Raw genomic sequence first — 21,635 nt, forward strand, 5'->3', positions numbered from 1 at the left:
TCTGTTGTTTCTAAGTAATAGCGAATGAGAGTGCCCTGTCATAAGCGCCAAAAATATAAATTTTTTTCAATGATTGTAATAAAGGTAATGGAAACAAAAAAACCTCGGTTAACGAGGCAAGTAGTTAGGGTGGAGAAATAAGAAGTCATTTGGCTTGAATCAAGCCCAAATATTGCTAAATTTGCGGTGCGGTACGATGCAGTGCTATTATAACAATGTAGTGTGTTCATAAGTCAGGAATTATTCCATAAAATTGGGACTTGTGGGGCTTTTTTTATTGTTAGTGCGGTGTATTTTTTGGCGAGGTGAATGGGATTTGTGAAATGGGGCGAGGGAGGGTTGCAAACCCTTTTCCACTTGTGATAATTAGTTCTGTGTGAAATTTTGAGTAAAACTATTATTCTTGTTTATATTCAGGGTACCTCCAAAAACCCCAGTGCGATTTAGGGAAGTTAGAAAATAGTGCGTTTTTAGTCAAAAATTAGGGGAATAGCCCGCTATTTGATGAATTTTTGGATGAAAAAGGTGCTGTTTTATACTTTTCATCAATTGTATTGGGTTTTTTTGGAGGTGTTCTTTATGTAAGCCCTTTATTCTCATGCTGTTTTAGATAAAGCCGGATTTGTAACCCACCCTATTTTCACAGGGATTTTTTGTCAGTATTTTTACTTGATTTATTTGTTTAATAAGAAAATCGGCGCCTTCTTCTGATTAAATAATAAACACTCAATGTCATTAATAAAATAAAACCTATATCAAATCTGGCAGATGCATTAGGGTTGTAAACACAACCACCACCACTGCCACTACTATTGTTACTACTGCTACCATCATTAACAATAGGTTTTGCTATTGAAATAGTACTTGCAACCACACCATTAACATCACCCGTGTTGTCGGTTTGTTGACCATCGGTATCGTTTTCACCGCCGTCTTTGATGGTTAGTTTAAGGCAAGTTGCACCTGTGATTAACCCAGTTTGCCAGTTATCATCGGTGCAAGTTGTGCTGATTTTGGATTTAATTGTATTGTCATTATTATTCACAAAAGCAGACCAGCCATTGACTAACGAATATTTGCGCAACTCTGCATCTTTAGGGATTGCCGTGGTGAGTTCGATAATCACTTCAGAAGTGCCTGTGGTGCTTAAGCCTTCAACGACATAGTCATAAATAGCACCAGTCGTTAGTGTGTCTTTGGTTTTGTCAGGTAGATTACTGGTTGTTACATATTCTTTCATTTGATCAAGGGTTAAAAATGTGGAATTTTTGCCTAGAGCAAGCGTACCTAATAATATTCTAGTATTTCCTTTGCTGGTGATGGCTTTACCTTTGTTTTCACCTTCGCCTGCTTGGATTTTATTGCCAGCATTGTTAATGTCTTTTTCATCGGGGATGCCATCACCATCGCTATCACCCTTAACATCTTTACTCTTTTCAATTAATTTGAGTAGTAAGGTTCTTTCTGATGTGTGCTCTCCAGTTGTGGCTTTTAATTTAATGGTTATAGTGCCGAATGTGGTTATCGTTCCGGGGTCAAAGGTCAGCGTTGCGCTTGCACCATTATTAATATTAATATCAGTGCTACTCCACTCGTAAGTCTGTGTGTCTACTAAGGCATGAATCTTAACCTCTCCACCATATTGGCTAATTATACGACCTTCCTTCTCACCTTGAGTAACGATGAATTGATTGATGACTGGAGCAATGTTAAGGTTAATGGTGGTTTTGGTGATTGTAAAGTTTTGTTGTGCAGAGGTAAGGGTGCCGTCGCTGGCAGTAATGGTGATGGTGATTGGAAAGGTAATGTTACTGGCTGCTGTTTTGAGTTTTAGCTTATTGCCAATAATTTCAAAATTGTCGTTGGTACCGATAATATTATAGATTAAGTTACTTGTTGTGTCTGTGTCGGTGGCAGACAAGGTGCCTATGATCGTATCAGCAAGGGCGTTAGAGGTAATGGTGGATTTGCTAAGGACAATGTTGGTGGGGGCGGTGTCGTCTATATCGCTAACTGTGAAGTTGAAGATTTTGTTAAAACTGTGACCGTTGCCGTCGGTTACGGTAATGCTAGTGCTAAGGGTTTTGTTATCTGCAGGCAAGGCTTCATAGTTGGGGCTGCTTTTGAGTTTGAGTTTGTCGGTACCTGTGGTAATTTCAAAATTAGTGGTGTTACTACTGGCATAGGTAAAGGCATTGTTAGTATCGGCATCAGTGGCAGAGAGGGTGCCTAACTCAGTGCCAGCGGCAGTGTTTTCAACGATGGTGCGGTTGCCTGTGAGGGTGATAGCGGTGGGGGTTTCGTCGTTGAGGTCATTAAGGGTAACGGTGATGGTTTGGATGGTGTTTTTATCGTTGCCATCTCCAGTGGTGGCTTTGATTTTGACGGTGTAGGATTTTGTGGTGCTTTCGTAATTGGTGGTGGTGCCGTTGAAGGTTAGGGTTGCGTTGTTGGTGCCACTGAGGCTGAAGAAGCCGCTGGTGTTTTCTGTAATGCTGAAAGTGGCGGCGGGGTCGTTGGCGGTGAGGGTGTGGGTGGTGCTTGCTGCTTTTTCATTGGCGGGGAATGTGTTGGTGGAGGTGATGGTGAGACCGGCTATGCAATTGCCGTCAACACAGAGTGTGTAACCCTCAAAGTTTTCACCTGATCGAAACATTACATTAACCTCGTCGCCTGCAGCCAAGATAGATGGGATAAAACTAGAGATAGTGTCTGTACAATGGTTTTGTGCATGGGTAAATTCACTACTTTGTTCAGCGGGTGAACTTAGTACACAGGTTGCTCGTATTATTCTATTGTTACCAGAAATAGCAATAACTTCATCACTCCTTGAGTATGCTGTAATGATTTCAAAGGTATTATTAATAAGACTTACATGAAACTCTTTGGTAGCAGGATTAGGGTTAAGTGTTGCAAACACCTGTGAAGCAAACAAAACCAATAAAGCGGCAATAATAAAGCGATTAAATATATTCATAATGAAACTCCTAACTGATAATTAATGGTTATTTTCTGTGTTGTTTCTAAGTAATGGTGAATGTAAAGTGGCATAGGTTTGCAACTGTTAAATTATGCCATAAACCGAACACCTGTATAATCTTTTACATAGAAGACACCTCCAAAACCCAATACAATTTATGAGAAGTATAAAGTAGCACTTTTTTCATCTAAAAATTCATCAAATAGCGGGTTATTCTCCTCATTTTTGGCTAAAAAATGCACTATTTTATAACGCTCCTAAATCCCTTGAAGGTGTTCATAAGAAGAAAACGCACTGTTTTTTTATTTTATCAAGGTAAAAACTTGCATAAATTTGACAGCGTATAATAAGCGACTTATGTTGAGAGAGAATGGTGTGAATGAAAAAAATTCCTGAGTATTGTGTAACGAATGAGGCGGATTATCTTAATCGACGCACTTTTATTAAAAAAAGTGTGGGTTTGGGTGTGGGTTTGGCAGCGTTTGGTAGTTTGCCGAGTTTGGCGGAAGGCGTGCAGGGTGGAGGCTTGTTTGACAAAATAGTGGCGACTGATTATGGCAAGGGACTGGTGCCGCATACTTATAAGGAAATTAGTAATTACAACAACTTTTATGAATTTGGCACGGGGAAGCGTGATCCGGCAAAAAATGCACATACTTTGAAGCCTGCGCCTTGGCATATTGAGGTTTCGGGTGAGTGTGTTAAGCGAGGGGTGTATGATTTGGAGGACTTTATTGCGCCTTATCAATTGCAGGAGCGTATTTATCGTTTTCGTTGTGTGGAGGCTTGGTCAATGGTTATTCCTTGGGTGGGGGTGTCGTTGGCGAGTGTGTTGAAAACTTTTCAGCCTACTTCAAAGGCAAAGTATGTGGTGTTTAAAACTTTGTTGGACAAAACGCAGATGCCGTGGCAAAAACGCCCAACGCTGGATTGGCCTTATACTGAGGGATTGACGATTGCTGAGGCGATGAATCCCTTGAGTTTTTTGGCGGTTGGCTTGTATGGTAAAACTTTGCCTAATCAAAATGGTGCGCCGTTGCGTTTGGTGGTACCGTGGAAGTATGGGTTTAAAAATATTAAGTCGATTGTTTCCATTCATTTTCAAGAGACGGCACCGATTAACACTTGGCAAGATCAGGCGGCTAGTGAGTATGGATTTTATGCCAATGTTAATCCAAATGTGGATCATCCACGCTGGTCTCAGGCGCGTGAACGGGTTATTGGTCGGGGCAGTTTTTTCTCGCCAGAAAAGCGCAAAACTGAGATGTTTAATGGCTATGGTGACGAGGTGGCACATTTGTATACAGGGCTAGATTTGACTAAAAACTTTTAATATTTGTATGAATTTTTCTTGGCAAAAGCCTGTGTTGTTTGTGTTGCTTTTAAGCCCTTTTTTGGTGCTTGTGGCAGATGTATTTTTGGGTCATTTAATTGACCCAGTTGAAGAGATTACCAATCCAACGGGGCAATGGGCGTTTAGATTTTTGTTGTTGAGTTTGTTGGTTACGCCGTTGAATCAAATTTTGCCTTTTTCAATTATTAAATATCGCCGTATGATTGGGGTGTTTAGTTTTTTTTATGCGTGTTTGCATTTGGGTATTTTTTTAATCAGTCAAGAGTTTAGTGGCGTGCTTATTGTTGAGGATATTGTGAAGCGACCTTATGTGACGATTGGTTTCTTGGCTTTTATATTGTTATTTTTGTTGGCAATAACTTCGACCAATAAAATGATGCAGCGACTTGGAAAGCGCTGGAAAAAATTACACAAAAGTATTTATTTGATTGCGATATTGATTGCCATACATTTTTATTGGCAGGCAAAATCATCAATGGATATTGAGCCGATGATTTATACTTTGATTGTCTTGTTATTACTTAGTTTTAGGGTGGATTGGAAAAAATGGTTAAAATAATTGTAGTATTTATTGGTCTATATGTTGCTCAAGTTTGGGCACTGGAAGGCGTTAGTCAAGTGACATTAAAAAATGGTTTAAACATTATTGTCAAAACTGACAAGCGTGCACCTGTGTTTATTTCTCAACTTTGGTATAAAGTAGGCTCCAGTAATGAAAAGCGACCATTAACAGGGGTGTCGCATATGTTGGAACACATGATGTTTAAGGGAACAAGTGACTACAAAACGGGAGATTTTTCCAAGATTATTGCGCGTAATGGTGGGCGTGAGAATGCTTTTACTTCCAAAGATTATACGGCTTATTATCAGACAATGCACAAGTCAAAATTGGCGTTGGCTCTGAAGATGGAGGCGGATAGAATGCGCCATTTGCAATTGTCTAGTGATGAGTTTGAAAAAGAACGAAAAGTGGTGATTGAAGAGCGTCGATTGCGCATTGAAGACAACCCAAATGCCAAAGTGGCTGAACACCTGAATTTGATTTCTTTTGCTAAAAAAGGTGCTTATCATGCGCCAGTTATCGGATTTCAAGAAGATATAGAAGGCTATAAATTAAGTGATTTACGCACCTGGTATGAGACTTATTACGCACCGAATAATGCAACTTTGGTGGTCGTTGGTGATGTTGATGCAGAGGAAGTAATTGCCTTGGCACGGCAATATTTTGGTGCGTATAAGAGCAGTGCAAATATTGACAATATTGACAATCCATCTATTACACAAACGGGGCAATCCCATGTGTTAAAACTGAAAGCGGAACTGCCTTTTTCCATACTGTCATTTCCTGTCCCAAGTCTTAAAACTGCAACGGATAAACACAGAGCCTATGCCTTGAATATGTTGGCATTTGTGCTGGATAACGGGTTGTCCAAAACATTGGTTAGAGAGCAACAAATTGCTTCTAGTATTGGCGTGGGTTATGGGCTGTATGACAAATACGATACTTTATTAACACTGAGTTTTATCCCTGCAAAAGGGGTGAGTGATGAAGTGGTGTTATCTGCTATCAAAACACAGGTTGCTGAATTGATTAAAAAACCTACGGTGATTGAAGCGGAATTATTGCGTACTAAAATACAACTTGAAGCCAATTTTGTATTTGAGCAAGACCATATAGGTACCCAATCTTATTATTTGGGTATGCTGGCAACCGTGGGTCTGGGTATCGAAACGCTATTTTCCTATGTGGATAAAATGCGTGTCGTGAGTGCTGAGGATATTGCTCAGGTTGCCAAACAATATTTGCATTTTTCTGCTGCCAATTCGGTGGTACTTATTCCACAAGGAGATTAGATGAAAATCTTACTTTTACTTTTGTTGTTTTCAAGCAACATTTATGCCCAATTAAATATCCAGCATTGGACAACGCCTGAGGGTGCAAAAGTGTTGTTTGTGCAAACTCAAGGGTTGCCAATGTTAGATATTGATCTTAATTTTGATGCTGCCAGTAGCAGAGAAGGTGCGCAATATGGTTTGGCCGCTCTAACCAGCAGTTTGTTAGGTACGGCTACCCAAAATCGCAATGAAGAGCAAATTATTAGCGCTTTTGAGTCTGTGGGTGCGCAATTTGGCAAGAGATCATTAAAAGATATGTCAATCTTATCGTTGCGTACACTGTCAAGGGAATCGGTTTTAAGAGAGGCACTTAATATTTTTACCGAAGTTGTTGCTCAACCGAATTTTCAACAACAATATTTAAGTCGTGAGAAACGCCAAACCTTGCAATCTATTAAAGCCAACAAACAATCTCCAGACAGCGTAGCCTCGATAGCCTTTGCTCAGGCAGTGTTTGGCAAACACCCTTATGCTCACAGTAAAATTGGTACGCCAGCAACGATTGAAGCGATTAGTCTAGACGATTTAAAGCGCCATTATCAGCAGTTTTTCGTTGCCAAAAACTTGACCATTTCTTTGGTGGGCGATGTCAGTAGGGCGAGAGCCAAGCAGATTGCACGCCAACTTTCACATGGTTTGAACATGGGTAAAAAAGCCGAACTTAATCCGCTTGTTAAGCCACTTAATCAAGCGCAAGAAATTCACATAGATTTCCCTTCAAAACAGACGCATTTACTCATTGGACAAGTGGGTATTAGCCGTTCTCATCCTGATTATTATGCTCTATATTTGGGTAATCATATATTTGGTGGCAGTGGGTTGGTTTCCATTTTAAGTGATGAAATTAGGGAGAAAAAAGGCTTGGCTTATTCGGCTTATAGTTATTTTAGCAAAATGACCTCTAATGGCTATTTCTTATTAAAACTACAAACCAAAAATACCCAAGCTGAGGAAGCAAAAGCGACTGCTCTTGCTACTTTAAAAAACTTTGTCAATAAAGCCGTGAGTCCACAACAACTGCAAGATGCTAAGGACAATATCATCGGTGGCTTCGCCCTGAAAACTGCCAGTAATGCTAATATTTTGATTTATCTGTCTATTATCAGTTTTTACGACTTACCTTTAGATTTTTTAAGCAGTCTTACCGACAAAATTAAAGACATTAGTGCGCAAGATGTGCAAAGTGCCTTTAAGCGTTTGATTGACACCGACAAACTTATTATTTTGAGTGTAGGAGGTGCAAATGCAGAGTAATACTATTTTGTTGTTTTCTTATGGCACTTTGCAAGACACCTCTGTGCAAATTGAAACTTTTGGGCGTGAACTTACAGGGTATGACGACCAATTATTGGGTTATAAATTAGCAAAGATTGCCATTCAAGATCAAAAAGTTGTTGCACTGAGTCGTGAAGCATATCATCCAATTGCAGTTGTTAGTCAATCTGAGCGCATATCAGGCAAAGTGTTTGAAATCAGTGCCGAAGAATTGGCACAATCCGATCAATATGAAGTTGCCGATTATCAACGGGTATTAGGAAAAATGGCATCAGGCACACCCGCTTGGGCGTATGTAGCGGCTTAAAGTAATACTTTTTCAATATGCACAGACTTAACAAAGTCTTTTTGCCAATTTTTACCCAGTTGTTGTTCAGCGATTAACTCTATTGGGTAAATTGGTTCAACACCTGTTGAATCGCTATAACGCGACAAACCTTGTCGACAAGCAGGGCAGGTGGTAAGCATTTTGATTGGCTTGTCGGTTGATGATAGCGTTGCTAAATCTTTTTTTATTTCAGTTTCCTTGCGAAATTTCACCTGTTTGGCAATATCGGGACGGGCAACTGCAAAAGTGCCTGCTTCGCCACAGCAACGGTCGTTGCTAATAACATCTGAGTTCATAATTTCAGAGATGACAGTGCTTGAATCTTTTGACTTAATTGGGTCATGGCAGGGGGCATGATAGAGATATTGTTCGCCAGTATTATCAAGTGTTACCTTGTTTTCTAACAAGTATTCGTGAATGTCAGTTAGGCGAGAATTTTTAAAAATACCGCCCAATTCATAAGTCATTAACTGGTCAATGCAGGTGCCACAAGAGGTTAGTATGTGTGTGATATCAAGATAATTGAGCGTGTTTGCCATGCGATGAAATAGGACACGGTTGTCAGTTGCCATAGCGTTGGCTTTTTGCTCGTAGCCACTAGATTTTTGTGGGTAGCCACAGCATAAATAACTGGGTGGCAACACGACTTTTACACCCTGATGATATAACAGTGCAATGGTTGCTAAACCGATATTGGAATATAGGCGTTCTGAGCCACAACCAGGGAAATAAAATACGCTGGGTGAGTCAGTAGTGGATTTTTCAGGGTGCGCTAGAATGGGAATACTGCCTGCATCATTAATATTGAGTAGGCTTCTTAGTGGTGCTGCTGATGTGTCAGTTGGCAGGGGTTTGTCTAAAATTGTTACCAATTCTGTAAAAGGGCTGGGCTTGCCCACGGTTTTATCGGGCTGTTTTTTTAAGAATGATTGACTTAGTTTTGAAGTGATATTTTGTGCTTTGTAACTAAAGTCAATCAGGAGTTTTTTGGTGAGGTTAATTTTCCATGGCTGAGTCATATTGAGATAAGCAATAGACGCTTTAGAGGCGATATTGGTGTGTCTTTGTTTTTGTTTTACCAAGATATTTTTCATCTTAATAGAAACATCGCCAAAATCAATATTCACAGGACAAGGTTTCTCGCAACGATGGCAAATGGTGCAATGGTCTGCCACATCGTTCAATTCATCAAAATGGTCAATTGACACGCCACGACGCGTTTGCTCTTCGTAAAGAAAGGCTTCGGAGATAAGGTTGGTACCGATGATTTTATCACGCGGTGAGTAGAGTAAATTGGCCTCTGGGACATGGGTGGTACAGACATCTTTGCATTTGCCACAACGAAGGCAGGATTTTACCATGTCATTAATTTCGCCAATTTCACTACTTTCTAAAATCAACGCCTCCTGTTCAACCAATTGTAGTGAAGGGGTAAAGGCATTTTCCAAGCCACTGTTCGGCATCAATTTGCCTTTGTTAAAATGTCCGTTGGGGTCAATTTTATTTTTGTAATTGACAAATTCTTGTTTGAATTCAGCTGATAAATATTGGTATTTAGTGAGTCCAATACCGTGTTCACCTGAAATAACCCCACCAAGTTGCTCGGCTAAAATCATAATTTCATCCACCACTGCTTCCGCTTGTTGCAGCATTTTTGTATGATGAGAATGCACAGGAATATTGGTATGCACATTGCCATCACCAGCGTGCATGTGGGTGGCGACAAATAAACGAATTTCTCGGTATTCGCTATGAATGGCGCTAACTTCCTTGCGCACATTGATAAATATATCACCCATTAGTAAATCGTTTAAAGGTTGGGCAAAATCATTCACATAAGAAATCACACGCTCGCCTGTTTGTAAGGCTTTAAAGCCAGAATCTTGTGCCAAACTTGCCAAGGCATCTTGCCACTCAAAATTGACTTTATTCAGCAAGCACAAGGCCAAGGTAATTTTGTCTTTTACCAAAGTGGATTCTGGGTTAATACCTTGAAAGTAGGCTTTAATTGCATCCAATGTGGCAAGTTTGTTTTTAATGGATAAGCGGATATTGATGTGTTCAATGCCATGGCTATAATCACTAAGTTTATCCAGTGGGATGACCACATCTTCGTTGATTTTAAAGGCATTGGTATGAGCGGCAATGGCGGCGGTGTTAGCACGATCTTGCCAAAAGGTTTGGCGTTTTTCTAATGACTTGGCGACAAAACACTCGCCTCCTCTGGCTTGTGCTAAAGTAATGATTGTATCGATTTGAGTGCAGAGAGAGGCTTCATTTTCAGCGCTAATATCAATTAATAGCACCATTCTTGGGAGTTCTGGACGGTTGGCTTTTGTGGTGTAGTTGACGGCCTTAATGTAGCGGGCATCGAGGTGTTCCATACCTACTAAATCAACTTGTGTATTGGTATCAATGTTGTCTTTGATCTCAACAATGCTAGATACTGCTAATTGTAAATCGTGGCCAAAAAACTCCAAACAAAGTGTGTTAATATATTTGAGTGGCTGGTGGAGGACAAATTCAGCAGAGGTGATAAAGCCATCACAACCTTCTTTTTGAACCCCCGGTAATCCATCTAAGAATTTATTGGTAACATCTTTGCCCAAGCCACTTTTACGCAGACTTGCAGATTTAATATCAAGTCTTTTGGTATCAATAATGGTTTGTGCGTCGGCTTTTAATGTGTGAATGTTAAAACTCACTTCGTCTAACAATTGAATCTTGTCTTGATTGTGGTCAATACGCACCACTTGCAGCCACTCCCCATCGGGCATCACCATTTTCCAAGAGAGTAGATTGTCAATCGTTGTTCCCCATCTGAGTGCTTTTTTGCCCCCTGCATTCATGGCCACATTGCCACCAATCGTGCAAGCATCTTGTGAAGTTGGATCAACGGCAAACACCAAGTTATTTGCTGTTGCTACTTCGCTAACCCGTTTGGTAATCACACCTGCACCAACATTAACGCTGTGCATACCGTTGTTGCACTGTACCGTGTCAATAAAACTGAGTTTTTCAGTATTAATCACCGCAGTTTGTGCGTTTAAAGGGATTGCACCGCCGGTATAGCCTGTACCACCACCTCTGGGGATAATGGTTAAACCCAGTTTAATGCAAGTTTTGATAATGGCGGCAATTTCAAACTCAGTATCTGGTGTAATGACCACCGCAGGATATTCAACCCGCCAGTCAGTTGCATCAGTTGCATGGGAAGCGCGTGATAAGGCGTCAAAACGAATGTTGTTATTGTGGGTAACTTTGAGCAGTGCTTTTTTAATACGATTTTGATTGCTTTGAAATTCACTTAAACACGCTTTAAAGTCATCTACTGCTTGGTCAGCACTGCGTAATAGTTCAAGCACTTTTTCATTGCCATCGGAGCGTGTGCGAATTTGATTCAGACGATAATATAGTGCCTCAGTAAGTGATTTCCAGCGGCGTTTATTTTTGATTAAGTCTTCTTGTAAATAGGGGTTACGATTAACTACCCACATATCACCCAGCACTTCGAATAACATTTTAGCACTCCGACCAGTATTGCGATTTTCTCGTAATTGATTTAACAAATCCCATGATGCCTCACCTAGGAAACGACGCACAATTTCTTTGTCAGAGAATGAAGTGTAGTTATAAGGAATTTCGCGATATTGTTGCAATTGAGAATAGAAGTGATTAAAGTGGGATTATTTTACTATGAGACCTTTGTATAAATATGGGTGATTAGTAAAATTCAATTTTTACCCACTTGGTGATTTTCTTAAACCTTGTCCTAGCAGAGCTAAGGCTGGGTTTAAAAAATTGCCAAGTGGGTGAAAAGTGGATTGTTGATGATTATTCATATTTATGCAAAAGTCTCACTATGAAACCTTTGTATAAATATGGGTGATTGGCAAAATTCAATTACCGCCAAGCAAGTGAAAAGTAGATTGTTGATAATTATTCATATTTACCCAAAAGGCCTCACTATAATAACACCTGTTTATTGTTTTATTCGAGGTTATTATGTTGTGGGTAAAGGCATTTCATATTATTAGTATCATCACTTGGTTTGCGGCATTGTTTTATTTGCCTCGTTTGTTTGTTTATCACGCTATGAGTAACGATAAAACAAGTGTTGAGCGTTTTAAAATCATGGAGCGCAAACTCTATCGTGGCATTATGATGCCAAGTTTTATTTTGGCAACAGCATTAGGGGCTTGGATGGTGATAGACGGTTGGGCCTTTTATGCAACGCAATATTGGTTACATGCTAAATTGGCATTGGTCATCCCCTTGATTGTTTATCATTTTTATTGTGGGCATTTACTTACTGCATTTAAGCAAGATAAAAACACGCATTCGCATATTTTTTACCGTTGGTTTAACGAATTTCCCGTATTATTATTAGTGGCCATTGTTATTTTGGTTGTGGTGAGGCCTTTTTAGAAAATTTTTCAGCCAATGCTTCGTAAATAGGTTGGTGATAAATTTGTTTGGAAATGAAATTAGCAGCAAAAGCAACGACCAACCCTGGAATTAGCAAGTGCAAACCCATCGTCATTTCAAGAATTACAAAAGTTGAAGTAAGTGGCGCTCTAATCACCGCACTTAAATAGCCAATCATCGCCATGATCACAACGACTTGCATATCAATTTGTGTATAAAAATTAGCAACTTCCGCCCCAATTCCCGCACCAATGGAAATACTTGGCATAAATACCCCACCTGGAATAGTGGAGACAAAAGAAGTTAAAACAGCAAAGAATTTCATTATCACAAAGTCTAAACCCAGCGCCTGATGATTAAGTATTTGTAAGATTTCCGTATGTCCAGAGCCTGCAATTTGCCCTTTTGAAAAGTAGTTAAACAGTGCTATAATCATCCCCAAACACAATGCTATAACCAATATTTGAGTTTTATTGTTTGCGACCAACTTGTTAATGAAATAAATTGTCATTCTAGAAAATAACCCACCCAAAACACCAACAACAATTGCCATAGGTAGCAGTTGCCAAATTAAAGTTAAATCCAATGAATACGAAGAAAAATCCCCCAAATACGGCTGATTACCATGATATAAAATCTCTAAAAAATAAACCAAGAGACCCACCATCATAATTAAAATTAGCGCCTGCTTCTTTAGATTTCTGCCAATTTCTTCATAAGCAAATAGTATGCCAGCAATCGGCGTATTAAACGCTACAATCAACCCTGCACTACCACCAATAGCAATTAACGCATGAATTAAAAATTTTCGATTAAGTTTGAGAAAACGATTAAATCCATAAAAAATAGAACCTCCAATATGAATACTCGGCCCCTCAATACCAATCGGCGCACCTCCTAACATGGTTAAAAATATAAGCCCTATTTTTCCCGCCGCCACCCTAAATGAAAGCAATTTTTCACGAATAGATTTGTTACGAGAATCCGTTGCCGCAATTAATTGTGGAATACCACTACCCTGCACAAAATGACAATATTGTTTTGCAAAATAAATAATACCAACAAAAGTAATCGGCGTAATAATAAAACTCAACGCTGGATGTTTGGCAATTAATGTTTTAAAAATATGCTGCGAATACTCACTAATTTGCAAGAAAAAAGTAATCGCAATCACCGTCAAAACACTCGCCAATATCAACGATGCATAAACTTTTAATTCATTGGGGAAATGATAGGATAAGTATTTTTTCACACTTTGACTAAGAAAAAACTCCCGTGGAAAGGTACCTATCTCCTCGGTCGCAAACAATAGTAACAATGATGGCGTTGTCAACTTTTTTGGACAATTCAATAGCAGCAGACACTGCACCGCCACTGGAAACGCCAGCAAAAATACCTTCTTGAGTGGCTAAATTGCGAGTAGTTTGCTCGGCAGCAATTTGTGAAACATCCATTATTGAATCCACTTTAGAGGCATCAAATATTTTAGGCAGATAGGCTTTAGGCCAACGACGAATGCCAGCAATTTTTGCCCCATCTTCAGGCTGCACGCCAATGATTTGTACGGCAGGGTTCTTGGTTTTTAAGGTAGTGGAAACGCCTATAATCGTGCCAGTTGTCCCCATGGCAGAGAGGAAATGTGTGATTTCACCTTTTGTATCTTGCCAAATTTCCTCAGCAGTCGTGTTAATATGTGCCCCTGAGTTGTCCTCATTAGAAAATTGGTCAAGTTGTTTGCCTTTACCTTCTTTTTCCATCTTATCAGCCAAGTCTCTAGCGCCTTCCATGCCTGCCTCTTCACTTACTAAAATCAACTCAGCGCCATACGCCGCCATCGCATCACGCCGTTCTTGCGAGAGATTGTCAGGCATAATCAACACCATTTTGTACCCTCTAATTGCCGCTACCATTGCCAATGCAATCCCTGTGTTGCCACTGGTTGCCTCAATTAATGTATCACCCATGCCAATTTCGCCTCGCGCCTCAGCTTGGGTAATCATATTGAACGCTGCACGGTCTTTTACCGAACCTGCGGGGTTGTTGCCTTCAAGTTTGAGTAAAATTGTGTTGCTGGGATTGGGGTTTAAGCGTTGAAGTTTAACGAGTGGGGTGTTGCCTATGGTTTGTTCTATGGTTTTGTAATTCATAACTTATTGTCGCCAAGTAATATTAACATTGATATAGTTTTCTTCTAAAAACTTTTTAAATTCGGCATCTCTAGACCATAGTTTTTCAAAATCACAGTTTTTGAATTTTCCTGCAAGGTTAGCTTGAATGAATTTGCTTGTAAATTCATTTTTATTGCAGGCGCCAAATTCAGTAAACAACTGATCTTTAGTTTGTTCGCACACATAACTTAATTCATCTTCTAAGTTTTTATTTTGAACGATTAAACAAACATTATATCCTTTTAATTTCTTAAGATTGTCTTTGAATAATTGTTTGTTTGTTAATGTGTCAGTATCAATGATAAAATATAGTTCTGAACTTTTTGATAGCATTCTAATTATTCTGTTAATGTCACCCTCCCAAAGATTGAATTTTCTAACCTTTCCTTGTTTGATTATTCCCTTGTCTTTTAAATAAGTTATTAGTTTTTTCTCACTCTCTCCTTCGTAAAAATATTCAACCTGCGACATTACAAAAAATTCTCAATTTTACTGGTATCAGGCAAAGTGCCAAACACATCGTTTTTTACATAACCCAATAAGCTTCTGTCATTTTTGGTATAGCCTAATTTTTCAGGATGCAAAACTTCAACAAATTCATTTTTTCTCATAAAAGTGTAACTGTGGCTTGGTAAGTTCATTGCTAAAATATCGTAATTATGTGTTGTGTAGAAAAACTGAGAATTTGGTTTTAGTTTTTCAATGATTAAATTCAGTATTGAAATTTCTATTTCTGAATGAGAATATGCCATTTTTTCATCTAAGAAAAATGTACAATCATCCTTTGACTTTATATGGTGTAAAAAATCAGCAACTTCAATGGACTCTATTGTCCCTCTTGAGAGTCTCATTTCACTATCTTTAATAAAAACTCCATCTTTAATAAAAACTTCATCTTTATTGGCAAATTTAACAATATAAGAGTTCCCTTCACTCTCTGAGATTTTACTAACGCTTAATATTGAGTTATCAAAAGATTTCAGAATGCCTTCTAAAATGGAAATATTTGGCGTATAAGTTTTTATGAAATGAGGGTCGTTAGAGTTGGAATCACTGAATAGGTAACACCAAATAGAGGATTGCTCACATAATATTCGACCTAAAGAATGAGCAACAGATTTAAAGCCAGGATTTTCAATGCCATGCTTGTTGTTTTCATCGTATGTAAAACGGGGAGTTGAGTTTTCCACAGCCAATAAGGTTGCTTTTAAATTAGAAGTTTTCTTTAATTTGCAAACTGTGTGTTGTTCAAAAATCAAGCGATTGATATCAAATTTAATTAACAATTTGTGTATTTCTTTGCTTTGTGGGGTTATGTATATAATCTCAGCGCTAGCACTTTTCTTTTTATCACCTATTGAGCTTGAGAAATATTTTACATCCCTTCCTGCCAAATAATTGTTAATAAAACACATTGTTTTACCCAATGAAGTTTTTCCTGAGGCATTTGCTCCCATTAGAATGCAAACTTTTTTGTAATTTATTTTTGGAAAATCCGTTAAAAATTCCCCCTCTATGGTTGAATTGGCTATTTTTTTAGGATAAGTAAAGTCAAACTCTGTATCCTTAAACATATAAAAATTGTCAATTTTCAATTTTAGAAAAATCATAGTTGCATTCCAATATTTGGATTTAAATTGATAGCATTATACTAAGAATTGTATATTATATGTAAAAGTGTTTAATATATTTGTGGTGTCAACTCACTTATTTATGTTTATGGAACTCTCTGACATAAATCTTTAATCCCCAAAAGGAGCATATTGAAACTGACAGATGTATTGCTATTGTTTAATTTTAGATAAGGCGTTATTGCTTTTGAGCCTGATATGGGCTGGTATTTTTTATTGGTAATTCTTTTTAATATTTGTTTTGCATTGGTTAATTTATCAACATCTCTAAATTTCTTAGAAGCCTGACTTGAGGCTAATGTTTTATTAAAAGCTTGTTCAATTGCTGATAAGTCGCCTAAGTAAAAATTTTCTAATTCATGGCAAGCAATTCGAACAAGAGACACCTTTGCTTTGCCACTGTTCCTAACTTTGTTTAACAGTTGTTGCTTGACATTTGTGCATACAGCAGCATCTTGATCTCTAAGAATTAAAAAAACGGTGTCTGGGCGTTGATAATTTTTTAATTTTTTTTCTATTTGCTTGTCTAAATCACTTTTTCCCTCAAAGGAAATGACAAGAAACGAAAAATTATCCGGTAGTATTTTGGGTAAGACAATTTCCAGCATTTTTTTTGCAGATCTTTCTTCGGTAAAACAAACTAAATGCACTGTTTGCCTAAATTGTTAAAAAATCCTTGTTTCCATAAATAACCCATTTTGTCACCATTTTCCATATAGGTTTTAATTTGCTCGTTTTTAGAGGCGCGTTTAATTGTCGTGTAACCTTTGTCTTTGACCAGTAAAAATACCTCATCAATTTCAACGGCATTTAAAAAATCAGGAGAGTGCGTGGAAACAAAAACCTGTTCACCTCGATCGGCATACGCTCTAAATTCTTCTGCCAATTCTTCTAACAAATGCGGATAAAGTTGATTTTCAGGTTCTTCAACGCACAGTAACGGGTAAGGCTTAGGGTCATAAAGCAAAACCAAATAAGCCAGCATTTTTATTGTTCCATCGGAAATATAGCGCACTAAAAATGGCTTATCAAAGGACTCATCTTGAATTTTTAATAATACTTGCCCTGTTTCAATGGTTTGCACCTCTACTTTGGAAATTCCTGGAATTCTTTGCTTTAAAGTATTAATAATGTTATCCAGTATTGGTTTGTGATTATTGTGCAAATAATCAATGACATTGGATAAGTTTTCACCCAAGGTGGATAAATGTTCGGCATAGTTCGCTTGTTGGATATTGCGTGCTTCATTCACATGAATATCAGAGACATGCCAGTTATCAATAAGTTCACTGAGGGCAATAACTGCAGGGAATTTTACAAATTGAGACAAGCCTTTGATGGCTAAAATATCGGGCGATCTCAGGGTTTGACCTTCTCGTTTTAAATCTGTTTCTTCCGTAGAGTCAAGCATTTTCTCATTAATAACCGCCTCACCTTCGCCCCTAGAAAAATCTAAAAATTTCCAAGGATTCCCGTGCTGACCACGGCGATATTTTAAAATTTCTCTATCGACAATTGCCTTGCCATTTTCTTGTGCAATGCTTAAAGAGTAAGTGATAATCGGATTTTTTTCGTAAGTGTCTTTTGCTCTAAATTTTATTTCAAATTCAATGTTATCATTACAACTGCGACTAATGACTTCATTGAATCCACCTCGTTTCTCAAAGGCAGTGTTAACATTCGTAGAAAGTGCATCTTTTAAAAAACCAAAGACATTAAAAAGTGTGGTCTTTCCAGAACCATTAGCGCCAATAATTACGCAGAATCTAGGAATATCTTTCATTTCAGCATTTTTAAACGCCTTGAAATTTTTGATTTTTATAGATTCTATTTTCATAATTTTACATATTATCTAAAATCGCATTTTTAACTTCTTCCATCACTGGATTGATGTTAATCATCTTATCTTTGCATTGAGCAATGGCGGTATCAGGGTCTTTTAAGCCATGGCCTGTTAAAGTGCAGACGATTTTAGAGCCTTCGGGGATTTTACCGCTTTTAATGTCAAGCATGGCGCCTGCGAGGGAGGTGGCTGAGGCGGGTTCGCAGAAAATACCTTCTTTTTCGGTGAGTAGTTTTTGTGCTGCTAGGATATCGTCGTCGCTGATGGCGTCAAACCAGCCGTTTGATTCTTTTTCTACTTTGTGGGCTAGATCCCAACTTTGTGGGTGGCCAATGCGAATGGCAGTGGCAATGGTTTCGGGGTTATCTATCATTTCACCTTTGGCAAAAGGGGCGGATCCTGCTGCTTGGTAGCCTACCATTCTGGGGGTGTTGTTGGCTTTGCCTTCTTGATGATATTCTGTGTATCCTATCCAGTGGGCGGAAATATTGCCTGCATTGCCAACTGGTAAGCAGTGGTAATCGGGTGCTTCACCCAACTCTTCAATAATTTCAAATGCTGCGGTTTTTTGACCTTGTAAGCGAAAAGGGTTGATTGAATTAACAATGGATACGGGGGCGTGGTCAGCCACTTCTTTTACGAGGCGCATGCCATCGTCAAAATTGCCTTTGATTTGGATAATGACAGCACCGTGAATCATTGCTTGTGCCAATTTTCCCAGTGCGATTTTTCCCTCAGGAATAAGTACAAATGCTTTGATACCAGCGCGTGCTGCATAAGCTGCTGCTGATGCGGAAGTGTTGCCTGTAGAGGCACAAATAATAGCCTTAGAACCGGCTTCAACTGCTTTGGTTACTGCCATGGTCATACCACGGTCTTTAAATGAGCCTGTTGGATTTAAACCTTCGTATTTCACATAAATATCAACTTTTTTACCCAGTAGGGCGGGGATATTTTCTAAGCGAATTAGGGGTGTATTGCCTTCGCCTAGGCTGATAAAGCGTGTGTTTTCATCAACGGGTAATCTGTCTTTATAGTGGTTAATTAAGCCGGTGTATCTCATTGTTTTCTCCTTCTTTTGGGTTTATGTTCTCTTAAATCTGTTGATGGAAATAAGAAATATGGGGTCTCTGCGTAAATATGGATGATTGGCAAAAATCAATTTTTGCCTAAATTGTCAAGTGGGTGCTTGATGATTATTCATATTTATGTAAAGGCCTCATATTGGTTTTTTTGTTTTAATCTAATGTTTCTACATGGATGATTTTAATTTCTTCTTGGATAAAATCATGACTTTGAATTTCTGTAACTGCCACCTGAATATCGCCAGTTTTTACTTGATTGGTGATAATGGCAATGTGTGCGTTGTCTTGCTCGTCAATTTGCTTTTGCACCACTGCTTCTACGCTGATATTGTGATTGGCAAAAATTGCCGTAATGTCTGCCAATACGCCCGGTTTATCGGTAGCCAATAAGCGCAAATAAAAGATGCTTTCAATGTCATTGTGATTTTGATAAGGTATTGCTTCAAATGATTTCCAACCTAAAACATCGTTACTCACTGTGCCTTTAATGACATCAATCAAATCAGCAATTACCGCACTTGCTGTGGCTTCATCACCTGCACCAGCACCATAGTAAAGCGTTGGCCCTACGGCATTGCCTTTGACCAATACTGCATTCATCACACCATCAACATTTGCCAATAAGCGCGTTTTGGGAATTAGGGTTGGGTGTACACGCATTTGAATTTCACCCTTGACCTTCTTGGCAATTCCTAAGTGTTTAATGGAGTAGCCTAGTTCTGTGGCAAAAGCCACATCTTCGCCACTAATTTCACTAATCCCTTCGGTTGAAACCTTGTTAAATTGCAACTCACAACCAAAGGCAATGGCTGCCAATATGGCTAATTTGTGCGCTGCATCAATACCTTCAACATCAAAAGTGGGGTCAGCCTCGGCATAACCCAATTCCTGTGCTTCTTTTAAGACGCTGTCAAAATCTCTTCCTTTGTCACGCATCTCAGTTAGGATAAAATTACCCGTGCCGTTGATGATGCCAGCCACCATTTCAATTTGATTGGCACTCAGTCCTTGCTCTAAAGATTTAAGAATTGGAATGCCACCAGCCACTGCCGCTTCAAACAACAAATGTGTGTTATTTGCTTTTGCCAAAGCCAGCAGTTCATTACCATGTGTGGCAATCAAAGCTTTGTTGGCAGTAATCACATGTTTGCCATTTTTAATTGCTGTTTCTACCAATTCTTTTGCCAAACCTGTGCCACCCATTAATTCTAATACAATATCAATCGAGTTATTGTTAACAATTTCAGATGGGTCTTGGGTCAGTTGAATGCCTGCTGTTGAACAAATACGAGATTGATTAATATCACGCACTGCGGCATGTGTTACTTGGATTTGCGTGTTTGTGCGGCGCTTAATCTCAGTTTGATTTTTTGCCAAAACATTGACAACGCCACCACCAACAGTCCCCAGCCCTAAAATTCCGATATTCATCGTATTTGTCCTAATGATAAAAGTAAAGAGTCAAATTATACCAATTCGTTTGCGTAAGCCTTGCTTGATTTTATAAGAGGTTTTACGAGAAAGGGCATTAAAAAGAATGGTTTTTTATCTCTAAATCAAAGCATCAAAATCACCACATTTAAAAGATTCTTGTTTATTTACCAAAACCGCAGGGGATGACTTGTAACCGTTCTTTTTTTTACTTAAAAATTGAAATCAATGTTGTTTTTATAAATTAAACAAAAGGAAAAATAGGTACTTAGCGCCACTTGGTATTATCTATGTTTCAGGCGCACAAGTCCCAAGCCCGACATTGATATTGTCCTTCAACGAGTCCGGCATTAAATACTTATTTTCAGGGCCTAATCGACTTTCAAGTGTTCGAAACTCCTCTTGATTTAAGGGGCGAGCTTGCGTCATAAAAAAAACATTTGCGTCACTGGGAATCATTTCTTCTTCCCCAAGTTCAACGGTTACCATTTTTTTCTCATGACCCATGTCGTCAATAAAACCATCGTAACTTGTTATTTTTTTGATTTTGTATGCTTGCCCCGGTTTAACCAGAGCCTCTGCTTCATCTTCATGTGAATACAAGGCAATCGGGGCTGAGCTAGCTGAGTTTTCGATGCCGAAAATAACCCCGATATCACCCTCTGCACCTGTTCTTGAAAAATATGAAGCCTCTTCAAAGCTGGATGAAAAAGAGGTAAACTTATTGGTTACAAGGTAATCCCCTTCTACCACTTGGGGTGGGTTTTCTGCATCAAGATTATAATAGGGTTTGCCATTTCCTGATGATCTTGTTGAAGAACTTCCGCGATAGATATTACTGTTAGAAGGCGGGAATTTTTCCAGCGTTTCAGAGAATTTTTTTATTCTTGTTTGGTAATTACCTACGGTTAGAGGGTCGGATTCTGCAAGACCATCTCCAAGGTAATCATTTACAAAATCATTGCTATCAGTTGTATATTCTGCAAAATAATCGCTCTCTGCTTTTGTTAGTTCCAATTCTTCTGTTTGGGCGTACATTTTCTCAGCATGAACTAACTTCGCTTCGCTTCTTGTTGCTCTGTCATTATTAGCAAATAAATGTCGTTGTTTGTCCACATCTGGAAAAACTGTTGCGAATGCATTCGTAACGGTTAAAGTGAGTAAGGTAATAAGTAGATAATATTTTTTCATAATCAATTTTTAAGAGTTAAGTTAC

At 38.7% G+C, this 21,635-nt stretch carries 18 protein-coding genes; 6 read left to right on the forward strand and 12 right to left on the reverse strand.

Annotated features, from left to right (window positions below; all coding sequences use genetic code 11):
• Positions 1 to 38 precede the first annotated feature (38 nt).
• Both MS2017_RS11110 and MS2017_RS02720 read right to left on the reverse strand, forming a co-directional pair.
• Positions 39 to 230 carry a hypothetical protein gene (locus tag MS2017_RS11110; RefSeq protein ID WP_164707584.1) on the reverse strand — a complete coding sequence of 64 codons (192 nt, stop codon included), beginning with the start codon at positions 228 to 230 and terminating at the stop codon, positions 39 to 41.
• Positions 231 to 682: 452 nt separating this feature from the next.
• Positions 683 to 2,977 carry a cadherin repeat domain-containing protein gene (locus MS2017_RS02720; RefSeq protein WP_122951175.1) on the reverse strand — a complete coding sequence of 765 codons (2,295 nt, stop codon included), beginning with the start codon at positions 2,975 to 2,977 and terminating at the stop codon, positions 683 to 685.
• 382 nt (positions 2,978 to 3,359) lie between these two features.
• On the opposite strand from MS2017_RS02720, the gene msrP reads away from it, so the two are divergent.
• From msrP to MS2017_RS02745, 5 genes are read left to right on the forward strand one after another with little or no spacing between them, the layout of a single operon-like run.
• Positions 3,360 to 4,313, forward strand: coding sequence for a protein-methionine-sulfoxide reductase catalytic subunit MsrP (gene msrP / locus MS2017_RS02725; RefSeq protein WP_122951176.1), 954 nt, complete (start codon positions 3,360 to 3,362; stop codon positions 4,311 to 4,313).
• 7 nt (positions 4,314 to 4,320) lie between these two features.
• The gene (locus tag MS2017_RS02730) at positions 4,321 to 4,893 is read left to right on the forward strand and encodes a protein-methionine-sulfoxide reductase heme-binding subunit MsrQ (protein ID WP_122951177.1); all 573 of its coding nucleotides are present in this window, start codon (positions 4,321 to 4,323) and stop codon (positions 4,891 to 4,893) included.
• Complete coding sequence (locus tag MS2017_RS02735) at positions 4,881 to 6,188, forward strand: M16 family metallopeptidase (protein ID WP_076982510.1); 1,308 nt, start codon at positions 4,881 to 4,883, stop codon at positions 6,186 to 6,188. The genes MS2017_RS02730 and MS2017_RS02735 overlap by 13 nt, the downstream gene beginning before the upstream one ends.
• A complete protein-coding gene (locus MS2017_RS02740) occupies positions 6,189 to 7,484 on the forward strand; it encodes a M16 family metallopeptidase (protein WP_122951178.1) in 1,296 nt (431 codons plus the stop codon).
• Positions 7,474 to 7,812, forward strand: a complete 339-nt coding sequence (locus MS2017_RS02745) for a gamma-glutamylcyclotransferase family protein (protein WP_071564827.1) — start codon at positions 7,474 to 7,476, stop codon at positions 7,810 to 7,812. Before MS2017_RS02740 ends, MS2017_RS02745 begins: the two co-directional genes overlap by 11 nt.
• Here MS2017_RS02745 and MS2017_RS02750 read toward each other — a convergent pair.
• Positions 7,809 to 11,492, reverse strand: a complete 3,684-nt coding sequence (locus MS2017_RS02750; RefSeq protein ID WP_122951179.1) for a DUF3683 domain-containing protein — start codon at positions 11,490 to 11,492, stop codon at positions 7,809 to 7,811. The two genes, MS2017_RS02745 and MS2017_RS02750, sit on opposite strands and share 4 nt — an antisense overlap.
• 346 nt (positions 11,493 to 11,838) lie before the next feature.
• Between MS2017_RS02750 and hemJ the strand changes: the two genes are divergently transcribed.
• Positions 11,839 to 12,261 carry a protoporphyrinogen oxidase HemJ gene (gene hemJ, locus MS2017_RS02755; protein WP_122951180.1) on the forward strand — a complete coding sequence of 141 codons (423 nt, stop codon included), beginning with the start codon at positions 11,839 to 11,841 and terminating at the stop codon, positions 12,259 to 12,261.
• Here the strand turns inward: hemJ and MS2017_RS02760 are convergent.
• The 9 genes from MS2017_RS02760 to MS2017_RS02800 form a co-directional block, all read right to left on the reverse strand.
• Positions 12,233 to 13,513 carry a chloride channel protein gene (locus MS2017_RS02760; protein WP_122951181.1) on the reverse strand — a complete coding sequence of 427 codons (1,281 nt, stop codon included), beginning with the start codon at positions 13,511 to 13,513 and terminating at the stop codon, positions 12,233 to 12,235. The two genes, hemJ and MS2017_RS02760, sit on opposite strands and share 29 nt — an antisense overlap.
• Before the next feature lie 7 nt (positions 13,514 to 13,520).
• Positions 13,521 to 14,408, reverse strand: coding sequence for a cysteine synthase CysM (gene cysM, locus MS2017_RS02765; RefSeq protein WP_122951182.1), 888 nt, complete (start codon positions 14,406 to 14,408; stop codon positions 13,521 to 13,523).
• A gap of 3 nt (positions 14,409 to 14,411) precedes the next feature.
• The gene (locus MS2017_RS02770) at positions 14,412 to 14,900 is read right to left on the reverse strand and encodes a hypothetical protein (protein WP_122951183.1); all 489 of its coding nucleotides are present in this window, start codon (positions 14,898 to 14,900) and stop codon (positions 14,412 to 14,414) included.
• Positions 14,900 to 16,024, reverse strand: coding sequence for an ATP-binding protein (locus MS2017_RS02775; RefSeq protein WP_164707585.1), 1,125 nt, complete (start codon positions 16,022 to 16,024; stop codon positions 14,900 to 14,902). Before MS2017_RS02775 ends, MS2017_RS02770 begins: the two co-directional genes overlap by 1 nt.
• Positions 16,025 to 16,146: 122 nt before the next feature.
• Positions 16,147 to 16,710 (reverse strand): DUF4276 family protein, encoded by a 564-nt coding sequence (locus MS2017_RS02780; protein ID WP_241156949.1) that lies wholly within the window; start codon positions 16,708 to 16,710, stop codon positions 16,147 to 16,149.
• Complete coding sequence (locus tag MS2017_RS02785; protein ID WP_122951185.1) at positions 16,701 to 17,897, reverse strand: AAA family ATPase; 1,197 nt, start codon at positions 17,895 to 17,897, stop codon at positions 16,701 to 16,703. Before MS2017_RS02785 ends, MS2017_RS02780 begins: the two co-directional genes overlap by 10 nt.
• Before the next feature lie 4 nt (positions 17,898 to 17,901).
• Positions 17,902 to 18,966: a threonine synthase gene (gene thrC, locus MS2017_RS02790; RefSeq protein WP_122951186.1), complete on the reverse strand. Its 1,065-nt coding sequence runs from the start codon at positions 18,964 to 18,966 to the stop codon at positions 17,902 to 17,904.
• A gap of 175 nt (positions 18,967 to 19,141) precedes the next feature.
• Positions 19,142 to 20,419, reverse strand: a complete 1,278-nt coding sequence (locus MS2017_RS02795) for a homoserine dehydrogenase (protein ID WP_071563291.1) — start codon at positions 20,417 to 20,419, stop codon at positions 19,142 to 19,144.
• 288 nt (positions 20,420 to 20,707) lie between these two features.
• Entirely contained in the window at positions 20,708 to 21,610 is a 903-nt protein-coding gene (locus MS2017_RS02800; protein WP_122951187.1) for an ADP-ribosyltransferase, read from the reverse strand.
• Between the last annotated feature and the right edge of the window lie 25 nt (positions 21,611 to 21,635).

This window comes from Bathymodiolus thermophilus thioautotrophic gill symbiont, from assembly GCF_003711265.1.
Taxonomy (GTDB): domain Bacteria; phylum Pseudomonadota; class Gammaproteobacteria; order PS1; family Pseudothioglobaceae; genus Thiodubiliella.